The organism is Niallia laureatilytica, from assembly GCF_046613985.1.
Lineage (GTDB): Bacteria > Bacillota > Bacilli > Bacillales > Cytobacillaceae > Niallia.
Genome location: NZ_JBKKHP010000002.1, coordinates 231,756 through 254,530, shown reverse-complemented (window position 1 = coordinate 254,530; position 22,775 = coordinate 231,756). Strand labels below are relative to the sequence as shown.

Sequence of the window (22,775 nt, the reverse complement as noted above, 5' to 3'; positions counted from 1 at the left end):
CTTTTTTATCATTCAAAAAGAATGGGTTCTTGCGCTGCCAAGCTGCGGGAAACAGCAATCAGTCTCTGGTTGCTGCTTCCCATAAACTGCAGATTTAAATCTCTCTTCTCCATAATAAACGGGCCATCTACAATAACATCTAAATATTCGCAAACGGCTTTGCTGCTTGCGCAGCTAATTAATTGTTCCCATTTATATCCAGTATAACACCAAATATTTTTTCCATTCCTTTTCAGTTCTGATGCAAGTGTGAGGAGCTCGTGATGATTCTGATAAAAAGGCTCCCCGCCGCTGAAGGTGACATCATTAAAGGGATTGGCCATCAATATATTAAAAATATCAGCAGCTTCCATCTCTGTACCGCCTCTTCTGTTCCAGCTGTTCGGGTTATGGCACCCCTTGCATCGATGAGGACAGCCGGCAAAAAAAACAGTGCTTCTCAGTCCCGGGCCGTCTACAATGCTGTCTTGTATAATATTTAGCACTCTCATCTATGCTTCACTCGGTCCTTCTCTTCCGACCGTTTAGCTGAGTTCCATTTATCTAGTGACCCGACGAGATAGCCTGTAATTCTCCGGATACGCTCAAAATTCTCCTCTCCCGCAATATTGCAGCTAGGGCAGCTGTTATTTATAACCCCTTTATACCCGCAAGCAAGACACCGATCGACAGGATGATTAATGCTTCCATATCCAATGCCGGCCTCCTTCATTGCCCGGACAATCTGCTCCATTGCTGCAAGGTTTTTGCTTGCATCCCCATCCAATTCTAAATAAGTGATGTGGCCTCCGTTCGTCAACAGGTGGAATGGCGCTTCCTTTTCAATTTTATCAATTGCCATAATTTTGTAATGAACGGGGATATGAAAGCTATTTGTGAAATAAGGCCGGTCGGTAATCCTCTTTATGGTTCCGTATTTTTTTCTGACTTCTCTTTGCGCTTTGCCTGCAAACGATTCAGCTGGAGTGGCGATAAGAGAATAGTTCATTTGCTTAGCTTTCGTTGCTTCATCTGTTCTTTTTCTCATATGATTAACAATTTTCAACCCAAGCTTATAAGCCTCTTCTGATTCTCCGTGATGATAGCCTGTTAAGGCAACCAGAGCTTCAGCAAGGCCTACAAACCCAAGAGACAGCGTGCCCTGTTTCCAGATTTCTTCAAGATTATCTTCAGGGCTAAGCGCCTCCCCTCCTTTCCAAACTCCTTGAGTGAACAAAAATTTGAAGTTTGCTGCCTTTTTATTCCCTTGATACTCGTAACGATCATACAATTGCTCAATGGCAATATGTATATAACTGTCCAAGCGTGTAAAAAAATCCTCAACAGTGTTGGATTCCAGTGCGATAAGGGGTAGGTTAAGGCTTGTGAAAGACAGATTTCCCCTTCCAATACAGCTGGCTGACCCATGAATATTTCCCATCACTCTCGTTCTGCAGCCCATTGTTGCTGCTTCTGACTCTGGTGTGCCGTCATAATGTTCTTTGTTAAACGGTGCGTCCAGAAAAAGAAAATTCGGAAACAATCTTTTGCTTGTTGTCTCGATTGCAAGCTGAAAAAGATCATAGTTTATATCTTCCTTGCTGTAATTGATACCTTCCTTTACTTTAAAGACGATAATTGGAAAAATTGGCGTCTCCCCTTTCCCTAATCCTGCCTTTACAGCAAGCAGCAAGCTTTTTGTAAGCAATCTTCCTTCCACTGATATGTCGGTACCGAGATTAACAGAGACAAACGGTGTCTGCCCCCCTCCTCTTGAATGCATGCTATTACAATTATGCACAAACGCTTCACATGCCTGATAGGTTTCTTCCTCTGTCCATTTCCAGGCAATTTCATCCCTTTGCTTGACACTTGAAAAAAGCCCTTCAAGTCGGTTTTTATGGCGCATATAGGATTTCTTGATATATGGAGCCAAGTCATAATCAAACAAAGGCACTGCTTGTCCCCCGTGCTGCTGGTTTTGGTTTGCCTGCAGGATTATTGATGTCAGCGCCATGGCGCTCATAATGCTCTTCGGTTCTCTCATATATCCATGGCCCGTATTAAAGCCTTCTTTTAAAATCTTGCCGACTGGGATTTGGCAGCATGTAGCCGTTCCTGACGCATAAAAGTCTAAATCATGAATATGGATATAACCGCTTAAATACGCATTTTTCGCTTCTTCTGACAAAAGTTGTTCGATTGTAAAATGCTTTGTTGAAGCAGAAGCAAAATGCATCATATGGCTCATCGGAGAAACACCGTCCATGTTGGCATTTTCTTGGATAAGGTCTATGCGCTCCCCTGTTGTTATATCAGCAAATTCATTCATTAATTTTTCATATGTACCCATTTCCTTCTCTCCCTCTACACTCAATTCTTCCTCATTATAAATAACCGTCTCTAAAAACATCAACATATAGTAGGTTTGTTCACCGAATGTACACAATATATAGTGAATTAGCAGTTTATGAAAATAAACGGAGAATCTGCAAGGAAAAGGGATTTTATGCTAAACTAAACGTAAATAATAATAAAAAATGAAGGAGCAAATTATGTCTACTCAAGGGACAATTAAAGAAATCATGTTTTACAGCAATGCTTTGAATGAAGAAATTCAGCTGCTCGTCTATTTACCACCAAACTATTCTGATTTATATAAATACCAGCTTTTGATTGCCCAAGATGGGAAAGATTATTTCCAGCTTGGCAGGATTGGCAGAACTGCAGATGAACTGCAGTTGAATAACGACATAGAAGGAACAATAATCGTTGGTATTCCATATGCGGATGTTGCAGACAGAAGGTCAAAATATCACCCAGATGGCGAAAAATCACAAAGCTATATCCGCTTTCTCGCACATGAGCTTGTCCCGTTTTTGGATAGTGAATTTCCGACATACCAAATGGGGCTCGGCAGAGGACTTATCGGTGATTCCCTTGGAGCAACCGTTTCGCTTAGAGCAGCCTTGAAATATCCACATACATTCGGCAAAGTGATGCTTCAGTCTCCATATGTTAACGAGGAAGTGTTATCTGAAGTAAACGCCTTTCAGACCTTTCATCTTCTCGAAATATTCCATATAATAGGAAGCGAGGAAACAGCAGTTAAAACGTCCAGCAACACAATCGAGGACTTCCTTGAACCAAACCGGAACTTGGCTACACTGCTGCACGAATCTAATGCCGATTATCATTACGAAGAATACGAAGGAAATCATACATGGAAATATTGGCAGCCTTATTTGAGGACTATTCTGTTACATATGTATAGCAGTTAAAACAATTTTTTATATATGAAAATAATGAAAAAACAGATATTTTTGAACATCAATTTATAAATTTGTTATAATATCTTACAGATACTGCAAAACTGCTTGTAAGGCAATGAATACCTGTCTTAAGGAATATACATTATTGAAGAGAAGAAATGGGGGTTTCAACCATGAAATATGGCATCGCTATTTTTCCAGGAAAAGAGCTGCAAGATTTAGCTAATTCTTACCGTAAACGCTATGATCCGAAATACGCTTTAGTACCGCCTCACATCACGCTAGTAGGCGAATTCAACGCAGACAATGATGAAATTAAGACAATCAGTGCCAAGTTGCAAAAGGTGGCGAGCCATTACCATTCCATTGCGATTAAAGTTTTGAAAATAAGCACATTTCAGCCTGTTAATAATGTTATTTATTTAAAGATCGAACAAAATTCCGATTTAGAGGATCTACATACGGAAATCATTAACACAATCGGTGTGCCCGAGGAGCATCCTTTCATTCCTCACGTAACACTTGGGCAGCAGCTGTCTAACGATGAGCATCTCGATCTATACAGCAGCTTAAGAATGCGCAGTTTCAGCCATGAGGAAAGTACGGACCGCTTTCATCTCTTGTATGAGTTGGAAAACGGCTCTTGGACTGTATTTGAGACTTTCCGTCTCGGTAATAATGAATAAGAGAACTTACAAATTTTTAGGGGAATGTCTGCTGACATTCCCCTTTGTTTATTTTCTATTGTTCTTGTCTAGAATAACGGAGGAGAAAGGATGATAAACTTATGGATTTCCTGCATATTGGTTCAGAGCTTGTTTTTGGATTTATTGCACTTCTTCTCTTTACTAAAATACTCGGTAAAACTGTTATAACCCAAGTAACAACGTTCGATTTTGTTTGTGTGCTAGTTATTGGGGAATTAGTCGGAAACGCAATGTATGATGACAATACAGGCATAAAGGAAATATTATATGCTGTCATTATTTGGGGTTTTTTAATCTTCCTGACAGAATTTTTGACACAAAAGTTCCGGCGCTCACGCAGCTTACTTGAAGGAAAGCCATCTATCATCATCCAAAAAGGAAAGATAGATTATGATGAACTGAAGAAAAACCATCTCGATTTGAACCAGCTTCAGCATCTTCTCCGTTCCAAGGATATTTTCTCCATCCAAGAATGCCATTATGCTATTTTAGAAACAGATGGAACGGTTAACACGATTAAAAAACAGGCATATACAAGTCCCTCCCGGACAGAAATGCAGCTGAATGTCCAAGACAGCACTCTGCCTTTAAGTCTCATACTAGATGGAGAAATCATCGAGGAAAATTTGACTACTGTCGGCTGGGATGAAAAAAAGCTAAACGCAGAATTAGCCCAAATAGGAATTCATTCTCCTAAAACAGTGTTGTATGCTGAATGGCAGGAAGATGCTCCTTTATATGTTCAAAGCTATTAATTAGACAAGCTTGTTGAATTGCCGACCTTTTCCTGTCAGTTCGGCAATGAGCTTCTCCGCATCTTCCATTCTCCTTTTGGAAGCCTCTTTATTATGTGCAGAATTGGGCTGGTCAAATCTCTCATATGTATTGGAAATAACAGCAGGTGCAAAAACCTTTTGGCTCTTAACAGGTCTATTTTTTTGCGCGATATCCTGTCTAACATACTGTTCATATTGATAGTTATTTACTGGAAGAATATAACCCATACGAATTGCCTCCTACTTGATTTTTTTATCCATACCCAATTAATGGTTTTGTTAAACTTCCTTCTTCCCTTTTATATACTCTTTTATTTTGCTATGATAATAAGTACGTTAAAAAAAGAAGTATTGTATGAAAATGAGGTTTAACTATGGAAACAGCCTACTATTATGATAGATTGATACATTTATATGCTGATACGAGAAGCGACTGGCAGACTTGGCATGAAGCTGGAAAAAAAGGCCTTCTTGCTTGCTCAGTCTGCGGTGAGGCTGTAAAGCTTTACTTGGGTATTAAAGCAAAACCGCATTTTTACCATGCTTCCACTTCAGAGCCTTGCCAGCAAAATATTACTCCAGCTGTCAGTGAAGCAGCTGCTGCTGTTGAATATGAAGAAAGAAACGGATTTCGTTTTCCTAAATCTCGAAGCATTTCAACACCGGTTGAAGAAATTAGCTTTAAACAGCCTAAAATCATCCAAACTGTTACAGATACTGCTGCTAAGGTGGGCAGACTTGATTATAACGCGCCAGACAGTTATCTTCATGCTCTTTCCCTTAGTGGCGTCAAGCTTGATGAATCCCAATGCAATGCCGTCACAACAGATGAGGAAGCAGTATTGGTTGTTGCAGGTGCTGGAAGCGGAAAAACACGAGTTCTGACGGCGAGAACTGCCTATCTCATCCATGAGAAGAAAATTGATCCTGCCTCCATCATGCTAGTAACATTTACGAGCAAAGCTGCATTAGAAATGAAAGAACGGCTTATGAAGTATCCTGACATGACCAAAACGGTAATCAGCCGGATTGTTTCAGGGACCTTCCACAGTATCCTGTATCAAATACTCCTTTTTCACGAACCAAATAAATGGAAAAGGACCAATTTGCTGAGCAGCAACTGGCAGAAAGAATTAATCCTAAAAGAAATTGGCACAGAATTAGGAATTGATATGAAAGAATTCCCATATGATGCTGCCCTTCAATTGATTGGAGCATGGAAGAATTCTTTGCAATTTCCACATGAAATTAAGCCTGCTTCTGATTGGGAAGAGAAGGTATTGCCACTTTACAAAAAATATGAAGAGACAAAGCATAACAAAGGCCAATATGATTTTGACGATATGCTTGTCGGCGGATATTACTTTTTCCTTGAAAATCCTAAAATACTTGAAACATACCAAAACAGATTTTCCTATTTCCTGCTAGACGAATTTCAAGACATTAATAAAGTCCAGTATGAATGGATAAAATTGATGTCCCAACGAGCGAAAAGTATTTATGCAGTTGGAGACGATGATCAGGCTATTTATGCATTTCGAGGCAGTGACCCGAAATACCTGCTGGATTATGAAAAGGACTTTAAAAACGCCAAAATTATTTATCTGAAGAATAATTACCGCTCTACTAATGAAATTGTATCATCAGCAAATGATATTATAAAAGCAAACAAAAACAGACGTCCCAAAAAAATGGCTGCGACCTATACTGGACAAAATCCCCTCCTCTTCTATCCTTATGATGAAGAGGAAGAAGCAACAATGATAGTCACAGACATATTAGAAAAAATTCAAAAAGGGGCAGAACCGACGGACTTCGCCATTCTGTTTAGAACTAATACAAACAGCAGGGCAATGTTTGAAAGACTGTCTTCCTCAAGTCTTCCATTTAGACTCGAGCAGGATTCTGGTTCCTTTTACAGCCGCTTTATCGTCAAAAGCATGATTGCTTACTTAAAGCTTGCTGTTGACCCAGATGATCAGCATGCTGTTAACAGTTTGCTGCCGACATTATTTCTCAAGAAAAGTGTGCTTCAAGACTTAAAAGCATTAAGTATTTTGGAAGATTGCAGCCTGGCTGACGGATTCGCAAAAATTAAAACCGGATTTGCCTTTCAGGAATCGAGACTAAAAAAAATTCCAGACGCTCTGAAAAAACTAAAATCAACTCCCCCTTTAGAGGCCATTGCCTTTATTGAAAAAGAACTCGGCTTCCAAGAGTTCATTAAAAAACGGGGAAATGAAGGAAATCAATGGGATAAAGGCTCTGACGATCTTCGAGATCTTAAAGTTGTCGCTAAAAAGTTTGGCACCATTGCTGAATTTGTTGCCTATACAGACCATATGATTGCCATGAACGCAGAACTGAAAAAACAATATAAAGATACAAAAAATGCAATCAGCCTGACAACCATTCATCGTGCCAAAGGACTCGAATATAAAATCGTCTATATTCTAGGCGGTGTTGACGGTTCCCTTCCTCACGATTATGCATTGGAAGCCTTCCGAAATGGCGACAATCTGCCTATGGAAGAAGAAAGGCGACTATTATATGTTGCGATGACAAGATCAATGGCAGAGCTGTATGTATCCATTCCGATGCACTTGAGGGGAAGAAAAGCAAAAGCATCCCGGTTCTTATCTGCTTTAAGACTGGCACCAATACACAAGAATAAAGAATAAAAGGGTAACCTTTAGACAAGAGGTTACCCGCCAAATCACTTTTTATTAATCATCTTGGATAGTGTGTTGAAATCAAGCTGTTTCCCATCCTTAACAATGGATTGAACAATTTTGTCCTCTGTTTCTTTAGGAACAGGTTTGCCAGCGATTTGGGATACTCGGCGAATGACCCCTCTTACTGTGTTTTCATCTTTGAAGTTTGCATTTTGTAATGAATTAGCCAGGTCAAAAATGTCTTTCATATTCACACCTGTTTTTGATTCTATATTCTTAAAGAAGTTGTTATTCATACCTGTATTTCCTCCTTCTTGAGCTACTTTACATAGTATGTAGGTAAAAGTAAAAGGTGAAAATTTTCAGTTAAAAAAATTAAAAAGGATAGGCTTTCCCATGGAAAGCCTATCCTTTCGTTCATTTACTAATTATTAAGCGTAGAAGCTAGCTCCAACAATAATCAATAGAATGAAAAGTACAACGATCAAAGCAAATGAAGAACCATAACCGCCGCCGCTATAGCCGCCGCCTCCATATCCATATCCGCCGAAACACATACACCTTCACCTCACTTCTCCTTTATTCTTTAATAGCATATGGAAATTGAGGTATTGTGTATAGGCAAGCTCCTAAGCTATGTGAATTTGTACGATTGACTATTAGCGGATGAAACGGAAGAATTCTTAACCCTTTGGTTTAAAAATTAAAGCGCCAATAAAACCGAAGACGATTGCGGCTGAAATTCCTGAGCTGGTAACCTCAAACATTCCTGTGAGTACCCCAATTAACCCATGTGTCTCTGCTTCTTGCATAGCACCATGAACCAGTGCGTTACCGAAGCTCGTAATAGGAATAGTTGCACCAGCACCGGCAAAGTCGGCAAACGGCTCATACAGACCTAGTCCATCTAATATAGCACCTGCCACAACTAAAGTCGTTAAAGTATGTGCTGGTGTACGCTTGGCCACATCAAACATTAGCTGGCCAATTACACAAATCAAGCCTCCTATTACAAATGCCCAAAAAAACATTGGCAGCATACTCATTTTCCTCCCTTCTATATTTCGATTGATACTGCATGAGCAATACATGGAATAGATTCTCCCTGCTGAACCGTAAGCGGAGATAACAATGCACCTGTCGCCACGACAAGTATCCGCTTATAAACACCTCTTTTCATTTCGTTCAACAAGTGACCGTATAATACAGTCGCAGAACATCCAGGACCGCTAGCGCCTGATTGGACTGGCTGATCAGCTTTATAGATAAGTAAACCGCAGTCATTAAATTTATTTTTATCAATATGAATTCCTTTTTCCTCAAGAAGTGCGAGTGCAGAATCTCTGCCAATTTTACCCAAATCACCAGTAACAATTAAATCATAATGAGATGCATCAACACCTAAGTCATTGAAATGGGCACAAATAGTATCAGCAGCAGCTGGAGCCATTGCCCCGCCCATATTAAATGGATCAATTAAACCCATATCCATTACTCTTCCTATTGTTGCTGACGTCGTGTACGGGCAATTTTCATGCGTTCCGTCATTTTCTGTTAACAAAGCAACGCCTGCGCCTGTGACAGTCCATTGTGCTGTCGGCGGCTTTTGACCGCCATATTCTGTTGGATAGCGGAACTGCTTTTCAACAGCTGCGTTATGGCTCGAAGCACCTGTAAGGATATTCTTAGCACCTTTGTAGTTGATTATAAAAGAAGACATTGCCAGCCCCTCCATCGAGGTAGAACAAGCGCCAAACAAGCCGAAATAAGGCACTTTCAGGTCACGGGCAGCAAAGCTGGTTGGTGTGATTTGATTGATAAGGTCGCCTGCAATAAAAAATTGGGCATCCTCTGCAGACAGTCCGCTTTTTTTTAAAGCAGTCGCTGTTGCTTCCTCCAAAAGCACTCTATGCGCTTGCTCATAAGATGTCTTGCCCATCCATAAGTCTTCATGCAAAATATCAAAATCCTTCGCTAAGTTTCCGTTCCCTTCAAATGGACCGCCTGCTACACCTGTAGACTGTATGACAGGATGATTGTCAAAAAGCCATGACTGTTTTCCTTTAAGCAATTACATAACCCCCCTGGCCATTAGAATAAGCGTTTTAATTAAAGCAACAACAAAGGCAGCAAAGACACCAAATAAAATAACGGAGCCTGCTAATTTGAAGATATTTCCTCCTACACCTAATACAAAGCCTTCGGTCCGATGCTCTATTGCCGCAGAAATAATGCTGTTCCCGAACCCTGAAACCGGCACTGCACTTCCAGCTCCGGCAAACTGGCCAAGCCGGTCATAAATGCCAAATCCAGTGAGCAGCATAGACAGGAATATGATTGTGGCACTTGTAGGGTTTCCGGAAGTTTGCTCTGTAAAGTGGAAAAAATAAATATACATAAAAGACAGCAGCTGTCCGAGCATACAAATAAAGCCTCCGACAAAAAAAGCCTTTATGCAGTTCTTTACTACTGGTCTTTTCGTTTCGTATTTTTTCTCTAATTGTTCATACTGTTTTTGCTGTGGTGTTTTCTTTTTCTTCGCCATTAATACCTTCTCCTTATGTTAGTTCATTGGTGAGATTGATTATTTGCTTAAGCCGCTTATCCGCATTTTTTTCACTGTAATCTGCATTCTTCATCTTATCCCCAAGCCTTATCGCTTCTAGAAATATCTTATAGTCACTTGATACAGTGAATGTATGGTCGGGAAACTTATCACTTAAGATTTTGTTCAAGTCACTCTCAATGCCCTTCATTCTAAACCTGGACATATGCTTTACTTTATAAGCAACCAGAATTTCCTTTTGGCCTTTAATCACCGCTACGTCATAGATGGATTTAACCGAACTTGCTTCATCTTTTACTTGACGCACTAATATTTGTTCAAGCTGATCTGGATTTTTGGTAACTGTTAATGGAGCAGGATCAACCCTTTTGAATAAAGCGGTCCGGCTGGAAGGAGATGATTCTTCACAACCGGCCAGAAGAAAGCACATGAAAATAAAAAATACAAAAAAACGTTTTTGATGTGTCATATTTGTCCCTTCCTATGTAAAAGATGTATGTTTTTCCTTTGTTTATTTTTTTCGTTTTTACTGTTTTTTATGAAAAAAAAAAGGAAGCATACAGCCCCAATTTTTGTAAAGACAAAAAAAAGAACGGCAGATCCGCTCTTCTTTCTTGGCTTTTAGCCATTTGTTTTAACTTTTTTCCCACAGCCGCAGCCTTTCTTTTTCACCTTTTTTTTCCGGGAAATAGCAGCAGGTGCTTCTTCTTTTTTTGTCAGTTTTTTCATCATTACAAGCACTCCCGTTTTTTTAGAATGACATTAGAATATGTCTACCATATTGTATGAGGCTCTTTTTGTCTATGTGTAAACAACTAGCCTAAATATAGAAAATGAATTTCAATGTTATTCCGTCAATTTCTGCACGATAGCCTCGATTATAGAAGCAGCCCCTGCAATGGCAAGTATCAGTACAACTGGTGTGCAAATGCTTGGAAGGAAATAATACAATAGGACAAGAAAGCCAGTTGACCAAACTCCAGTACACCAATAACAGCTAATCAATTCCCCTAAAAAGCCTCTAACCAAACCGTCCTTTGGAACATAATATATCTCATCTTCACCATTTTCATTTTTTTCAAGCTTTTCATCAAGCACTAACATGCGAAGGAATTCCGTTATGCGGTCAAACACTAATAATCTAGTCAGGCGAAATGTGGCTAACACTAACAGCAGCAGTTCTATCCACTCTATATTCATTTTTATTACCCTCCTCTATACACACACTAATATGAAGAAAGCAGTCTTTCAGTGCCTATTTTCATGACAGACATCTAAACACACTTGGAAATTTGGGCATATGCCTAAATTTCAAGAAAAAAGGCGTTTGTCCGTAACCCATAACGGTCTTTGGCAATATGTTAGTAGTGTAGTATCACAAAGAAAGAAACAAACAAGGAGGAAATCAATTATGGGTTGTGGAAAAAAAGATGATGTTTTCGGTACTTCTAGCTGTGTTTGCGAAGTGGTTCGCGCCATTAAAGATATTCAAGATAGTGCAGAAGACAACTGCGAATGTGAAACAAACTGCTTTTCTGAGCCACTAGGTTCACTTGTTTCCCCAACAAAACGCAGTAAAGCAGATACTCGTGTATTTGTTCTAAAAACAGCTGACGGATCACCTTTCCATGCTTTCTTCAGAGGAGATGACTGTGCATGTGTGTCTATCTTCTTCCGCGTAGAAGATGTGTTTGACAACTGCTGTGCAGTATTGAGAGTGCTTGCACCAATTACTAACACTCACTCTGGCAGAGAAACACTTGATATCACAGGACCAAAAGGCATTGACCTTGGCAAAGTCTGTGAAGTGGATGGATTCCGTCGCACAAGCGACTGCATTACAGTTGACTTGAAATGCTTCTGTGCCGTACAATGCATTGCTGACGTTGATTTAGACATCTGTGATTAATATAAGCGTAATTTACACCCTACAACCAGTCATTTTATATGGCTGGTTGTTTATTTTTTTTGCAATATAGGAAACTTCATCTTATCTTACTTCGGAGGTGAGAGTGTTGATAAAGATTTTCCACAAAGCAAATCATTCTACGCAAATTGCTCTTGTTGCCTATTCCCTATTATTACTGGTAATAGGTGCTGGCTCCCTTTTCTTTAATTCCCTAGACTAAAGAAAGCTACATATGTGCAAAAAAAAAACGCACTTTTAACAGTGCGTTTTTTTCCTGAGCCGATGCTTAAATACCGACCATTCTAACATCTGTAATTTTCTTCGTAAAAAGGGAGATTTCCTCGCCATCCATCAACTTTACTGACACTTTCTTGTCATCTTTGCCAGTTATAAATCCTCTTATTTGCTGGTTTTCTTCAACCGTCAGGATACATGCAACAGGAGGAAGCTGTTTCGGAAAGTTAAAAAGATATGTCAGCCTTTCCTCTATCCCCATCTCCCTAAAGCTTTTCAGCCTGCGGAATGCAGGTTTCCGTTCTTGGCTTTCTTGTTGTTCCGCCTGCTCTACATTGTAGTCATGTATTTTATCCCGAACAGCCCCTGGAGACTCAATCATACCGATATGCTCTTTATCGGTTTGTTTTTCTGTTTTTGTTTTAGCAGCCTGCAATGCTGCGTTTTCTATTTCCTCTCTTCGCTTACGTGTTTGCGCTTTACGAGCAGAGAATGTGCTTTGCATGTTTTCAGCAGGAAAAGGAGTATGCTGAAACAAGAGAGGTGAAGCTTTTCTTGCTGTTTTTTTCCTCATAAAGTTAAAGTCACCTCCTAATACATAATATACAGCAGGTTTTTTTGCCTACTTCATCTTAATCTATGCTGGGGCATGCTTTAATGTTAATCAAGGAGTTTGTGTCAGGTATTTCTTTAAAAAAGATATTCATCATGGTGCTGCTCTATTCTGCAAAACAAAAAACGCTGACCCATTTTAGGTCAGCGCTTATTTATTGCTTATGAAATAATATGGAAGCCTGAATCTACGTGGATGTTTTCGCCTGTAATTCCTCTTGCCATATCACTGAACAAGAATACAGCCGTATCTCCCACTTCATCAGGTGTTGTTGTTCTTCTTAGCGGTGAGCGTTCTTCAATCTCTTTCAAGATTGAGTTAAAGTCACTGATACCTTTTGCAGAAAGTGTGCGAATCGGACCTGCTGAAATAGAGTTAACACGGATGCCGTCCTTGCCTAAATCAGATGCTAAATAACGGACACTTGCATCAAGTGAAGCTTTTGCAACACCCATAACATTATAGTTTCTAATAGCACGTTCTCCACCAAGATATGTTAATGTAACAATGCTTCCGCCTTCTGTCATCAAACCTTTAGCTTCCTTCGCTACAGCAGTCAAAGAATAAGAGCTGATATTATGCGCAAGCAAGAAGCCTTCTCTTGTTGTATTCATGTAATCCCCTTGCAATTCTTCCTTGTTTGCAAAAGCGATGCAATGAGCAATTCCATGAATAGTTCCAACTTCGTTTTTGATCGTTTGGAAGCACTGTGCGATATCCTGGTCATTCGTAACATCACATGGCAAAACGATGCTGTCACTTGCTTCAAGTGTTGCTACAAGATCACGAACACTTTTCTCCAGTCTTTCTCCAGCATATGTGAATACTAGACGGGCACCTGCTTTATGAAGAGATGTAGCAATCCCCCATGCAATGCTTCTTTTGTTCGCAACACCCATTACAACATAGGTTTTGCCCTTTAATGAAAAGCTCATAATTTATCCTCCTAAATTATATTACAAGTTATTAGTACCTAGTACTAATTTTACTATACTATCTTCAAAAAGAAAAGTGCTGTTACCGTAGTCATTTGGCTTATTTTTCCGTTGCCACTTAGTACTCACGTTCTAGGTTTCTTTTCAGCTCCCTGACATATTCTTCAGAACCAGTTACAATTAAATGGTCATGTAGCTGCAGCTCGGTGTCTCCATGGGGAATAACGGAATCTCTTCCACGGAAGATTCGTACAAAAATAACATCTCCAGTGAACGGGAACTTTCTTAATGTCATTCCCTCAAACCCCTTGTTCTTAATTGTAATTTCATGTAAAGATGTTTCATTATTCCCTAACAAAGCAAGGATGCTCGGAGATTGAATCATCGCTTTTAGCAGTGCTTTAGTTGATGTAAAGGATGAAAACACTTCAATTCCTTCCTTTTGCAAAGAGGCCTCTTTATCGAGATCTTCCATTCTGCAAATAACCCTATCAATCCCTGCCTGCTTTAATAAAAGACTCATTCTTTCATTCTCACTGCTATCGCCAGTAGAAACTACTACAATGTCCGCTGCCGAAATGTTTGTAGCCTTGATAACTTCCTCGGTATAATTGTCCAGCTCTGTGATTTCAAACAGAGAATCTGCAATTTGCAGATCATGTTTTTCTTGTTTTTTATGATAGAATTCCACCTTATAGTAAGGGGATTTTAACTCTTGGTATAGCTGCATAGTAATCTGATTCACACCGATGATTGAAATATTTACTGCCCTTTCTCCTGCTGTTTCCTTTGGGAAAAGTTTTTTGAAAACAATCGGTGTGATAATACAGGAAATAATTGCTACAAGAATAAATATCCCGCTCATCTGCGAGGTTATTATATTCATTCTTTCCCCAATCGCTGCAGCTGCAATTACTAGAGACAATGTCGATGTTAATAAAAACCCTGATGCTACTATTGTCCTGTTATCATACCATTTTTTTAAATAGTAAATAGGCAGCATCTTGCTTGCTAGCAAAGCAAGCAATAAGAGCGGTATAAATAAAAGAAGCATAGGATCTGTAAATAGTGACCATAAATCCATGTCAACACCAATCATTACAAAAAATATCGGAATTAAAAAGCCATAGCCAAAGGAATCTAATTGATGCACAAGCTCTTCATTCGGGGACAAGAGCGACACAAGCACCCCTGCTAAGAAAGCACCAAGAATATTTTCTGCACCGACAGTTTCAGACAGCGCTACTAAGAAAATAATTAATGCGAACACTGCCCTTGTTCCGATTTGCACTGTTCCTCTTGACATCGAATCTGAAGTGTTTTTGTTTTTGAAGCGTCTGCCTGCAAAATATAATAACACCCCTGCTGCAAATAGGATTAGTAACAGCCAAGTGTTACCGCCGCTTTCATGAATCGAAGCAAAAACTGCCAGCAATATCATTGTCGCTAAATCAGCAATGACTGCTATAAGCAGGATGATTTGCCCTATTGCCGTTTTCATGATATTTGCTTCTTTTAATGTTGGCACAACCACACCAAGTGAAATAGTAGAAATGATGATAGTCATTAAGAAAATACTATCTACAAAGCCTGCAAGGACAAATAGATAACTCAAAATAACCGATAACGCAAAAATAGCGGCAAAGATGATGACAGATGTTGAGAACGGCTTCGGTTCAAGCCTCCCATTCGGCAGTGTCTCTCTTTTTTTATTGCTGGAAAAAGATTTAAAATCTATCTCCAGCCCGCTTAAGAACATTAGAAAAATAAAGCCTAATGTTGATAAAGTCTCCAGCCAAGTATCCTGCTCGACAAGATTAAAACCGCTTTTTCCAATAATAAGCCCCATGATAATTTCTGCAACCACGACAGGAATAACATTTAGCTTTAGGCGGTGCAAAATAATCGGTGTCAATAATGCCACAATGATTACAATCATTAAGGACATTACAGAAGCGCCGTGTTCCATTTTATTTCCTCCTTGATAACTGCTTTTTTCTTTCTAAAATAACTTAACTGGTCAACAATCCCATAAACATCGTTGCCATTCCAAAATAAATGAGGATACTGATAATATCATTTAAAGTTGTAATAAATGGTCCAGATGCAACGGCAGGATCAATTTTTAATTTATTCATCAATAGAGGGATTATAGAACCTGCAATTGTCGCTACAATTAGTGTTCCTAAAATAGATGCACCAACTAAAAGCCCTAAAAAAATATTGCCTTTCCAAATATAAACGACCAATGTTACAAGTATTCCACAGACTCCACCTGTTATTAGTCCTGTTCCCGCTTCGCGCATGATCAGCTTGAACTTGCTTTCCTTCTCCAGGTTTCCTGTCGCAATGCCCCGCACTGCAACTGCGAGTGCCTGTGTCCCCGTGTTTCCTGCCATCCCTGCAATCAAGGGAATGAAAACAGCAAGGATAGAAACCTTGTTTAACGTCTCCTCAAACCTGCCGATTAAGCTTGCCGTAAACATTCCTAAGAACAACAGGATAATCAGCCACGGCAATCGTTTTTTTGCAGCAGAAACGGGATGTTGATCAACATAGTTCATATTAGAAACAGCCGCAAGCTTTGAATAATCATCAGTTGCTTCTTCCTCCAATACATCGACAATGTCATCAATCGTGATGATGCCGAGCAGCCTCCCTTGAAAATCAATGACAGGCAATGCAAGAAAGTCATAATCCCGCATCTTCCTTGCTGCTTCCTCACGGGTTTGAGTGACAGAAACAGAGTAGATACTGTCATTCATAATGTCAGCAATCACTGTACTGTCATCACTTACGATTAAATTCCTTAAGGATACTACTCCGACAAGATGCTTCTGTTCATCCACCACATAAATATAGTAAATTGTCTCCGCATTAGGTGCTTCCGCTTTAAGCAAGGCCATTGCAGCATGAACTGTCATATGAGAATACAGGCTGACATATTCAAGTGTCATGATGCTCCCTGCAGTTTCCTCCTCATAATCCATTAGTGCCTTGACATTGCTTGCCTCTTCAAGCGGCATAAGGGCGATATAACTAAGTGCTTGCTGCTTTTCCAAAGCGATGAGGATATCTGCTGCATCATCCGCTGACATATGTGTGAATATGTCAGCCACATAGGAAGGCAGCAGTCTTGCAAACAGCTCCTGGTAATCATGGTCTTCCATATCGAGATGCTCAAATAACTCTGCAATCTCCTCAGGTGATAAAAAATGAAATACACTCTCTTGTTCTACTTTCTCCAATTCCTTAAAAAATGAAGCTTGATCATATGGATGCAGTTCTAAAAATGCTTCTCTGAATGTTTGTAAGTTTTCATTTTGTAAAGAATGGAGGATTTCTTCTAGTTTTTCTTCATAGCTGCTCGTTATCTCTTTCAAAACATACTCCTTTCAAAAGTTTCTCTCTATACTAACAAATCTCTTAGAGTTTGTCGTCCATCTCACTAATTTCCAATAAAAAAATTATGATACCTTAACAAACAACCTAAAGGAAACAGGAGACAGCTAATATATATTCCCCATTCTTTTACATGTAAAACTTTAGATTGTGACCTTATAATATTTTGTTTCCCTACAAAAGATAATTGGTACGAAGGATTGAATTGGGAGGACAAATATGAAACTGGATATTATCGGTGATATACACGGCTGTTATGAAGAACTGCAAGCATTAACAAAAAAGCTTGGCTATACATGGGATTTAGGCTATCCCGTTCATCAAGAGAACAGATGGCTTGCCTTTGTCGGGGATTTAACAGACAGAGGTCCTAACTCTCTGCGTGTGATAGAGGTTGTTTGCACACTTATTGAAAAAAAACTTGGATATTATGTGCCAGGAAATCACTGCAACAAGCTTTACCGTTATTTTTTAGGAAGAAAGGTGCAAATTAAGCATGGATTGGAAACAACAGTAGAAGAATTGGAGAGCTTGAAAAAAAAGGACAGGGAAATTATCAAAAACAAGTTCATGAAGCTGTATGATCATTCTCCTTTATACCATGTACTTGATGGTGGAAAGTTAGTTATTGCCCATGCAGGGATTAAGGAAGATTATATTGGCAAGCATTCTGAGAAGGTAAAAACATTCGTTCTTTATGGTGATATTACGGGAGAAAGCCATCCTGACGGTTCACCAGTCCGACGGGATTGGGCTAAATCTTATACAGGAAAAGCAGCGATTGTCTACGGACATACTCCTGTTAAAGAGGTGCGTGCCATTAACAATACTTATAATATTGATACAGGAGCTGTTTTTGGTGGACATTTATCCGCACTAAGCTACCCTGAAATGACTGTTCAATCGGTTTCTTCTGCAATGCCTTATATAGCAGAGAAATTCCGGACATTTGATTAGCATAAATAAAGGGGATGGCACAACAAAATAAGCCTATCTAAACAAGAATAATAAAATTTCATCTAACTTTGAAACAATAAAAATAGAATATGGCTTTAAAATTAGTTCGTTTCATTGCGCTCTCGTCCCACTCGCTTTCCGCGGGGAGGAAGCTGAGCCTCCTCGTCTTCGCCTGCGGGGTCTATAGCCTTTCCTCTATTTCCCGCAGGAGTCGAGTGTCCTCCGCTCCATTCCACTAAGATTATTTATTATTTTATTTAAATGAAAACATAAAAAACCAAACTTTTTATCAATAAATAATAAAAATAGTTCGGTTTTTATGCAAATTTACATATTTATGTCCCAGCCTGGTTATTTAATGTAAATAACCTTTTCATATCCTCAGGAAGGCTGACGGAAAATTCCATTTCCTGCTGTGTGATTGGATGGATAAAGGCAAGTCTTGAGCAGTGCAGCGCCTGCCTTCCTAACTTATGGCGTGAACCGCCATATAAATCATCTCCAATTAATGGATGGCTTATATAAGACATATGTACACGAATCTGATGTGTTCTGCCAGTCTCTAAAGACAGCTCAACAGCGGCAAAATCAGACAGCTGAGTTAGCACGTTGTAATGAGTAATGGCTGTCTGCCCGTCCTCTCTTACTTCCCTTTTAATGATGCTGTCTCCACACCTGCCGATAGGCGCATTGATGGTGCCGCTCTTATTGGAGAACAGCCCTTCTGCTAACGCTGTATAATGTCGTTTGACCAAGCGGGCCTTCTGTTGTTCACTCAAAAGATGATGAACATGACGATGCTTCGCAATAAGGACCATCCCCGATGTATCTCTATCAAGCCTCGTGACAATATGTGTTGTTGCTGCAATGCCTTTTTTCACATAGTAGCCGAAAACAGCATTCGCAAGGCTGCCGGAAGGGTGCTCTCTTGAAGGAATGGTGTTCATCCCGCTCGGCTTTTCCACGATAAGAAGATAGTCATCTTCATATATAATGTTCAGCGGTATTTCTTCGGGAAGCAAGCCCTCACTCGGCTTCTCAACAGGGAATAATACTGAAATCCGATCGCCTCTTTTCACCATATAACGGACATTCTGCTCCACCTCATTGACAGTAATCCTGCCGCCCTTGAACTTGATATCCGTCAGAGCAGACTTAGAGATGGACCTTTCTTTCAGAAACTCCTTCAGCATTATCTTCCCGTCTTCTTCCATAACCCAGTCTAGCTTAAATGTCACATGCCTTGCACTCCTAATTCTATTCTGAGATGAAAGAGTCATGAACCCTTTTCCAGAAAGGGAATGACCGATATCTCGCAAACCGTATTTTTTCTTCGGCAACTCGATAATGAATCGATTTAACCTTTTTATGCAATAATGTCAAATGATCGATGGAGATGCGAAAATCAGGCTCATTGACAGGTCTCAGCACACAAGTATGATGCTCAGGAATGATGAGCGGTGAGCCGACTGTCCGGAAAACACGGTTATTAATAGAAGCCATTTCAGCCAATTGAATGGCTCTGATAGACGGGTGCAGCAGCGCTCCCCCTAAAGCCTTATTGTACGCCGTGCTGCCGGAAGGAGTAGATACACATAGTCCATCTCCTCTAAACCGTTCAAAATGCTCTCCTCTGATTTCTACATCCATAACAAATGTACCGTCAATGCTTTTTACAGTAGATTCATTCAAGGCAAGATATCGTGTTTCCTTATCTTCATCCTGATACTGAACAGTCACTTCAAGCAATGGATATTCGACTACACTGTATGGTGTTTTAGCAATAGCAATAACAAGCTTTTCAATTTCATCAGGCGTCCAGTCTGCATAAAAGCCGAGATGGCCTGTGTGAACACCGACAAATGCGGTTTTATCCAAGCGGCTGCTGTAGCGGTGGAATGCATATAAAAGCGTGCCGTCACCGCCGACTGAAATGACGATATCTGGCTCTTCCTCCTCATACTCCAGCTCAAAATCCAATAAATATTGCTTTAACCGCTGTACTAAATTATCCGACTTTGAATCACCTTTTGAGGTTACGGCAAATTTCATTTTCGATTAGCTCCTCTTTGAAATGATTTCCATCATTTTTTCCTGTCTTTCTGCTCCTTTTTTCGATTAAAAAAGGCTTGTGCTTCCTGAATCTCCCCTCGGATCAGCGACATTTCCTTATCCAGGCGGAATGCAGCTTCGGCAGCTCCTTGAAGTCTCATTTGGATGTCCTTCGGGAATTGCCCTTTATATTTATAGTTAAGCGAATGTTCAATCGTTGCCCAAAAGTTCATGGCAAGCGTCCTAATCTGTATTTCCATCAGGAGTTTTTTCTCTCCGTTGATTGTTTGCACCGGATAGCTAATAACGACATGATAGGAACGGTAGCCGCTCTCTTTTCGGTGGAGAATATAGTCTCTTTCCTCCACAATTTCAAAATCATTGCGAGCCCTTAATAATTCTACTACTCTTATAATATCGTCCACAAAGGGACACATCATACGCAAGCCGGCAATATCCTGCATTTCTGTTCCTAATTTGTCTAAAGGTATACCCTTTTCATTGGCCTTATCAAGAATGCTTGCAATCGGCTTTACTCTTCCTGTGACAAATTCAATCGGAGAATGCTCCTCTTCATGCTCAAACTGTCTCCTCATGCCCTTTAACTTAACTTTCAGTTCATCAACCGCTTGTTTATAAGGGGCTAAAAATTGCTCCCACTGCATATATAACACCCCATTTTAAATAGGTTTCTTCTATTATGTACGTCGGTTTATATTATGAAAAAACGGCTGTTACACTAGCCTCCATCTCTTCTCCATAATTGCCGTTGCCTTCAATATTATCAATTAAGTATTCCATTTCCTCTTTCCATTCAGCCAATTCAAGGTTATTCTGTCCGTTTGACAAATACACCGGTAATTCGGCCTCTAAGCCTTTCTTTAAGCTCGGCCAAATATCTTTGCCGAGTACAATATATACGTACTGATCCCCTTTTTCAGCTAAATATATAAAGGCGAAAGCGTCAGAATCAACTAAGATCTGCCCCTTTGCAGAAAGCTCGTTAACCGGATAGCTTTCTTCCACTTTCAAGATTAAATTAGATTCAGTCATTTCTGCGTTTAGCACTTGTAGTTTTTCTTTCATTTTTTCACCCTCCAACTATGCACTATTTTACCACATTGGATAAATTTATCCTAAACATTGCAGTCAGAAACAAACAAAGAGATAATATCTATTAGAACCTTGCCTTAAGACCGTTTAAGGCATAAAAGTTAAACAGCCGGGAAAGGAATTTGGATGATGGAGAAAAACATTGAAATAGAATTTAAAAATATGCTGACTAAAGAAGAATACACCAATTTGCTTGAACATTATCAAGTCAAAGAAAATGAGTTATTTAAACAAGAAAACCATTATTTTGACACGGCAGATTTCGCCTTGAAAGAACGCAGCTCTGCACTGCGAATCCGCAAAAAACAGGCTGGCTACGAGTTGACGTTAAAGCAGCCCCATGAGGACGGGCTGCTTGAAACGAACAAGCAGCTGTCTGCAGAAGCTGGCGAGGAAATGATTCAGACAGGCCGAATTTTGGATGAACAGTTTGCAGCACTTTTGCTGGACTTAGGTATTGCACCAGAAAAGATTCATTATTTTGGTTCTCTCACTACTATCCGAGCAGAAAAAGAAACTGGAAATGGTTTACTAGTTTTCGATCACAGTTTTTATTTAAATATAGAAGATTATGAGTTAGAATATGAAGTAAGCGATAGAAAAGAAGGACAGGCATATTTCCAACAGCTCCTTCAATCCTTTCAAATACCTGTAAGAAAGACCAAAAATAAAGTTAGAAGATTTTACGAGCAAAAATATAAGAACGGAATTTAAATAGATAACTCAGTTTACCAGTCATATGGAGGAACTACATGAAAATAGATCAATTAAAAGTTTTATTTGAATTGCAAGCATTACAGAACATGTCAACTGCAGGAACTGCTGACAGCTCTTCTTCAAATAATTTATTTCAAGAACTGCTCGGCAGTTTTTCATCGAGCGGGACAGGTGCTGCTGACAGCATCATGCAGAATACACTAGGCAGCTACGCCGGCATTAGTAGTGCAGCCAGCTCAAATCTAATGCAGACAAGTGCAACAAGCTCCCTGCTTCCTATCAGCTTAACTAAATTAGCGAAAAGTGATTCGAGCAGCAATGGCGATTTTGATGATATTATTCAAAAGGCTGCTGCTAAATACGGTGTTCCTGAAAAACTGATCAGTTCTGTTATTAAAGTGGAATCCAACTTTAATCCAAACGCGACAAGCTATGCCGGCGCATCAGGCTTAATGCAATTGATGCCTGCAACTGCCAGAGGTTTGGGAGTTAATAACACTTATGATCCTGAGCAGAACATTATGGGAGGCACTAAGTACTTGAAGCAAATGCTTACAAAGTATGATGGCGATGTCAGCCTTGCTCTAGCTGCATATAATGCAGGACCAGGCAATGTAAACAAATATGGAGGAATTCCTCCATTTAAAGAAACACAAAACTATGTCGCAAAAGTGACACAGCATTATACAGCATAACAATTTTACTTGCAGGCCGACATTCACCGGCCTGCTTTCTTACACTTTTATCCGGTACTTGTTAGTGGATATTTTTTTATGAAAAAATGGCGCTGTAAATTAAACAGGCATAAACCGGAAAATGTGATAATAAAGTTTTACAAGCTATTTATTTGTACAATGAAAAGACCATT

Annotated in this window: 26 protein-coding genes; 8 read left to right on the top strand and 18 right to left on the bottom strand. The window is 39.7% G+C overall.

Annotation, left to right across the window (positions count from 1 at the left end):
• Window positions 1-8 precede the first annotated feature (8 nt).
• Window positions 9-491, bottom strand: coding sequence for an anaerobic ribonucleoside-triphosphate reductase activating protein (nrdG, locus tag ACLIJJ_RS06490; RefSeq protein WP_233316756.1), 483 nt, complete (start codon window positions 489-491; stop codon window positions 9-11).
• Window positions 488-2,332: an anaerobic ribonucleoside triphosphate reductase gene (locus ACLIJJ_RS06485; RefSeq protein WP_411410810.1), complete on the bottom strand. Its 1,845-nt coding sequence runs from the start codon at window positions 2,330-2,332 to the stop codon at window positions 488-490. Before ACLIJJ_RS06485 ends, nrdG begins: the two co-directional genes overlap by 4 nt.
• A 187-nt stretch (window positions 2,333-2,519) precedes the next feature.
• On the opposite strand from ACLIJJ_RS06485, the gene ACLIJJ_RS06480 reads away from it, so the two are divergent.
• The 3 genes from ACLIJJ_RS06480 (at window position 2,520) to ACLIJJ_RS06470 (ending at window position 4,713) form a co-directional block, all read left to right on the top strand.
• Window positions 2,520-3,260, top strand: a complete 741-nt coding sequence (locus ACLIJJ_RS06480) for an alpha/beta hydrolase (protein ID WP_411410677.1) — start codon at window positions 2,520-2,522, stop codon at window positions 3,258-3,260.
• Between the two features lie 164 nt (window positions 3,261-3,424).
• Window positions 3,425-3,937, top strand: coding sequence for a 2'-5' RNA ligase family protein (locus ACLIJJ_RS06475; RefSeq protein ID WP_233316753.1), 513 nt, complete (start codon window positions 3,425-3,427; stop codon window positions 3,935-3,937).
• Window positions 3,938-4,038: 101 nt separating this feature from the next.
• Window positions 4,039-4,713, top strand: coding sequence for a DUF421 domain-containing protein (locus ACLIJJ_RS06470; protein WP_233316752.1), 675 nt, complete (start codon window positions 4,039-4,041; stop codon window positions 4,711-4,713).
• Here ACLIJJ_RS06470 and ACLIJJ_RS06465 read toward each other — a convergent pair whose 3' ends face one another.
• Window positions 4,714-4,962, bottom strand: a complete 249-nt coding sequence (locus ACLIJJ_RS06465; protein ID WP_411410676.1) for a hypothetical protein — start codon at window positions 4,960-4,962, stop codon at window positions 4,714-4,716.
• Window positions 4,963-5,108: 146 nt separating this feature from the next.
• Between ACLIJJ_RS06465 and ACLIJJ_RS06460 the strand changes: the two genes are divergently transcribed.
• Window positions 5,109-7,415, top strand: coding sequence for a UvrD-helicase domain-containing protein (locus tag ACLIJJ_RS06460; protein ID WP_411410675.1), 2,307 nt, complete (start codon window positions 5,109-5,111; stop codon window positions 7,413-7,415).
• Between the two features lie 35 nt (window positions 7,416-7,450).
• On the opposite strand, the gene spoVIF is transcribed toward ACLIJJ_RS06460, so the two are convergent.
• From spoVIF to ACLIJJ_RS06425, 7 genes are all read right to left on the bottom strand, one after another.
• Window positions 7,451-7,705: a sporulation-specific transcription regulator SpoVIF gene (gene spoVIF, locus ACLIJJ_RS06455; protein WP_233316749.1), complete on the bottom strand. Its 255-nt coding sequence runs from the start codon at window positions 7,703-7,705 to the stop codon at window positions 7,451-7,453.
• A gap of 135 nt (window positions 7,706-7,840) precedes the next feature.
• On the bottom strand, window positions 7,841-7,966 hold the full coding sequence (locus tag ACLIJJ_RS06450) for a YjcZ family sporulation protein (RefSeq protein WP_233316748.1): 126 nt from the start codon (window positions 7,964-7,966) through the stop codon (window positions 7,841-7,843).
• 126 nt (window positions 7,967-8,092) lie between these two features.
• Entirely contained in the window at window positions 8,093-8,449 is a 357-nt protein-coding gene (gene spoVAE, locus ACLIJJ_RS06445; protein ID WP_233316747.1) for a stage V sporulation protein AE, read from the bottom strand.
• Between the two features lie 17 nt (window positions 8,450-8,466).
• Window positions 8,467-9,480 carry a stage V sporulation protein AD gene (gene spoVAD / locus ACLIJJ_RS06440; protein WP_411410674.1) on the bottom strand — a complete coding sequence of 338 codons (1,014 nt, stop codon included), beginning with the start codon at window positions 9,478-9,480 and terminating at the stop codon, window positions 8,467-8,469.
• Complete coding sequence (gene spoVAC / locus ACLIJJ_RS06435; RefSeq protein WP_233316745.1) at window positions 9,481-9,954, bottom strand: stage V sporulation protein AC; 474 nt, start codon at window positions 9,952-9,954, stop codon at window positions 9,481-9,483.
• 13 nt (window positions 9,955-9,967) lie between these two features.
• On the bottom strand, window positions 9,968-10,444 hold the full coding sequence (locus ACLIJJ_RS06430) for a sporulation protein (protein ID WP_233316744.1): 477 nt from the start codon (window positions 10,442-10,444) through the stop codon (window positions 9,968-9,970).
• Between the two features lie 377 nt (window positions 10,445-10,821).
• Window positions 10,822-11,175, bottom strand: a complete 354-nt coding sequence (locus ACLIJJ_RS06425) for a DUF1360 domain-containing protein (RefSeq protein ID WP_237940967.1) — start codon at window positions 11,173-11,175, stop codon at window positions 10,822-10,824.
• 211 nt (window positions 11,176-11,386) lie between these two features.
• Between ACLIJJ_RS06425 and ACLIJJ_RS06420 the strand changes: the two genes are divergently transcribed.
• Window positions 11,387-11,884, top strand: coding sequence for a CotY/CotZ family spore coat protein (locus ACLIJJ_RS06420; RefSeq protein WP_233316742.1), 498 nt, complete (start codon window positions 11,387-11,389; stop codon window positions 11,882-11,884).
• 286 nt (window positions 11,885-12,170) lie between these two features.
• On the opposite strand, the gene ACLIJJ_RS06415 is transcribed toward ACLIJJ_RS06420, so the two are convergent.
• From ACLIJJ_RS06415 to mgtE, 4 genes are all read right to left on the bottom strand, one after another.
• Entirely contained in the window at window positions 12,171-12,692 is a 522-nt protein-coding gene (locus tag ACLIJJ_RS06415; RefSeq protein WP_233316741.1) for a CotO family spore coat protein, read from the bottom strand.
• 200 nt (window positions 12,693-12,892) lie between these two features.
• Window positions 12,893-13,666 (bottom strand): enoyl-ACP reductase FabI, encoded by a 774-nt coding sequence (fabI, locus tag ACLIJJ_RS06410; protein WP_233316740.1) that lies wholly within the window; start codon window positions 13,664-13,666, stop codon window positions 12,893-12,895.
• A gap of 118 nt (window positions 13,667-13,784) precedes the next feature.
• Window positions 13,785-15,635, bottom strand: a complete 1,851-nt coding sequence (locus ACLIJJ_RS06405) for a monovalent cation:proton antiporter family protein (RefSeq protein WP_411410673.1) — start codon at window positions 15,633-15,635, stop codon at window positions 13,785-13,787.
• A 43-nt stretch (window positions 15,636-15,678) separates the two neighbouring features.
• Entirely contained in the window at window positions 15,679-17,040 is a 1,362-nt protein-coding gene (gene mgtE / locus ACLIJJ_RS06400; RefSeq protein ID WP_411410809.1) for a magnesium transporter, read from the bottom strand.
• A gap of 247 nt (window positions 17,041-17,287) precedes the next feature.
• On the opposite strand from mgtE, the gene prpE reads away from it, so the two are divergent.
• The gene (gene prpE, locus ACLIJJ_RS06395) at window positions 17,288-18,025 is read left to right on the top strand and encodes a bis(5'-nucleosyl)-tetraphosphatase PrpE (protein ID WP_411410672.1); all 738 of its coding nucleotides are present in this window, start codon (window positions 17,288-17,290) and stop codon (window positions 18,023-18,025) included.
• Between the two features lie 335 nt (window positions 18,026-18,360).
• On the opposite strand, the gene ACLIJJ_RS06390 is transcribed toward prpE, so the two are convergent.
• From ACLIJJ_RS06390 to ACLIJJ_RS06375, 4 genes are read right to left on the bottom strand one after another with little or no spacing between them, the layout of a single operon-like run.
• Window positions 18,361-19,305 (bottom strand): RluA family pseudouridine synthase, encoded by a 945-nt coding sequence (locus tag ACLIJJ_RS06390; RefSeq protein WP_411229524.1) that lies wholly within the window; start codon window positions 19,303-19,305, stop codon window positions 18,361-18,363.
• Window positions 19,283-20,077 (bottom strand): NAD kinase, encoded by a 795-nt coding sequence (locus ACLIJJ_RS06385; protein ID WP_233316735.1) that lies wholly within the window; start codon window positions 20,075-20,077, stop codon window positions 19,283-19,285. Before ACLIJJ_RS06385 ends, ACLIJJ_RS06390 begins: the two co-directional genes overlap by 23 nt.
• A 32-nt stretch (window positions 20,078-20,109) precedes the next feature.
• Window positions 20,110-20,742, bottom strand: coding sequence for a GTP diphosphokinase (yjbM, locus tag ACLIJJ_RS06380; RefSeq protein ID WP_245399842.1), 633 nt, complete (start codon window positions 20,740-20,742; stop codon window positions 20,110-20,112).
• Window positions 20,743-20,794: 52 nt separating this feature from the next.
• Window positions 20,795-21,163 (bottom strand): UPF0738 family protein, encoded by a 369-nt coding sequence (locus tag ACLIJJ_RS06375; protein WP_233316733.1) that lies wholly within the window; start codon window positions 21,161-21,163, stop codon window positions 20,795-20,797.
• Window positions 21,164-21,319: 156 nt separating this feature from the next.
• Here ACLIJJ_RS06375 and ACLIJJ_RS06370 point away from each other — a divergent pair, with 156 nt between their 5' ends.
• Window positions 21,320-21,904: a CYTH domain-containing protein gene (locus ACLIJJ_RS06370; protein WP_411229549.1), complete on the top strand. Its 585-nt coding sequence runs from the start codon at window positions 21,320-21,322 to the stop codon at window positions 21,902-21,904.
• 38 nt (window positions 21,905-21,942) lie between these two features.
• Window positions 21,943-22,602 (top strand): lytic transglycosylase domain-containing protein, encoded by a 660-nt coding sequence (locus ACLIJJ_RS06365; protein WP_237940958.1) that lies wholly within the window; start codon window positions 21,943-21,945, stop codon window positions 22,600-22,602.
• Window positions 22,603-22,775: the final 173 nt, after the last annotated feature.

Coding starts and splice junctions, on each gene's coding strand:
- nrdG (WP_233316756.1), bottom strand. CDS start 491: ATGAGAGTGCTAAATATTATACAAGACAGCATTGTAGACGGCCCGGGA.
- ACLIJJ_RS06485 (WP_411410810.1), bottom strand. CDS start 2,332: ATGGGTACATATGAAAAATTAATGAATGAATTTGCTGATATAACAACA.
- ACLIJJ_RS06480 (WP_411410677.1), top strand. CDS start 2,520: ATGAAGGAGCAAATTATGTCTACTCAAGGGACAATTAAAGAAATCATG.
- ACLIJJ_RS06475 (WP_233316753.1), top strand. CDS start 3,425: ATGAAATATGGCATCGCTATTTTTCCAGGAAAAGAGCTGCAAGATTTA.
- ACLIJJ_RS06470 (WP_233316752.1), top strand. CDS start 4,039: ATGGATTTCCTGCATATTGGTTCAGAGCTTGTTTTTGGATTTATTGCA.
- ACLIJJ_RS06465 (WP_411410676.1), bottom strand. CDS start 4,962: ATGGGTTATATTCTTCCAGTAAATAACTATCAATATGAACAGTATGTT.
- ACLIJJ_RS06460 (WP_411410675.1), top strand. CDS start 5,109: ATGGAAACAGCCTACTATTATGATAGATTGATACATTTATATGCTGAT.
- spoVIF (WP_233316749.1), bottom strand. CDS start 7,705: ATGAATAACAACTTCTTTAAGAATATAGAATCAAAAACAGGTGTGAAT.
- ACLIJJ_RS06450 (WP_233316748.1), bottom strand. CDS start 7,966: ATGTGTTTCGGCGGATATGGATATGGAGGCGGCGGCTATAGCGGCGGC.
- spoVAE (WP_233316747.1), bottom strand. CDS start 8,449: ATGCTGCCAATGTTTTTTTGGGCATTTGTAATAGGAGGCTTGATTTGT.
- spoVAC (WP_233316745.1), bottom strand. CDS start 9,954: ATGGCGAAGAAAAAGAAAACACCACAGCAAAAACAGTATGAACAATTA.
- ACLIJJ_RS06430 (WP_233316744.1), bottom strand. CDS start 10,444: ATGACACATCAAAAACGTTTTTTTGTATTTTTTATTTTCATGTGCTTT.
- ACLIJJ_RS06425 (WP_237940967.1), bottom strand. CDS start 11,175: ATGAATATAGAGTGGATAGAACTGCTGCTGTTAGTGTTAGCCACATTT.
- ACLIJJ_RS06420 (WP_233316742.1), top strand. CDS start 11,387: ATGGGTTGTGGAAAAAAAGATGATGTTTTCGGTACTTCTAGCTGTGTT.
- ACLIJJ_RS06415 (WP_233316741.1), bottom strand. CDS start 12,692: ATGAGGAAAAAAACAGCAAGAAAAGCTTCACCTCTCTTGTTTCAGCAT.
- fabI (WP_233316740.1), bottom strand. CDS start 13,666: ATGAGCTTTTCATTAAAGGGCAAAACCTATGTTGTAATGGGTGTTGCG.
- ACLIJJ_RS06405 (WP_411410673.1), bottom strand. CDS start 15,635: ATGGAACACGGCGCTTCTGTAATGTCCTTAATGATTGTAATCATTGTG.
- prpE (WP_411410672.1), top strand. CDS start 17,288: ATGAAACTGGATATTATCGGTGATATACACGGCTGTTATGAAGAACTG.
- ACLIJJ_RS06390 (WP_411229524.1), bottom strand. CDS start 19,305: ATGACTCTTTCATCTCAGAATAGAATTAGGAGTGCAAGGCATGTGACA.
- ACLIJJ_RS06385 (WP_233316735.1), bottom strand. CDS start 20,077: ATGAAATTTGCCGTAACCTCAAAAGGTGATTCAAAGTCGGATAATTTA.
- yjbM (WP_245399842.1), bottom strand. CDS start 20,742: ATGCAGTGGGAGCAATTTTTAGCCCCTTATAAACAAGCGGTTGATGAA.
- ACLIJJ_RS06375 (WP_233316733.1), bottom strand. CDS start 21,163: ATGAAAGAAAAACTACAAGTGCTAAACGCAGAAATGACTGAATCTAAT.
- ACLIJJ_RS06370 (WP_411229549.1), top strand. CDS start 21,320: ATGGAGAAAAACATTGAAATAGAATTTAAAAATATGCTGACTAAAGAA.
- ACLIJJ_RS06365 (WP_237940958.1), top strand. CDS start 21,943: ATGAAAATAGATCAATTAAAAGTTTTATTTGAATTGCAAGCATTACAG.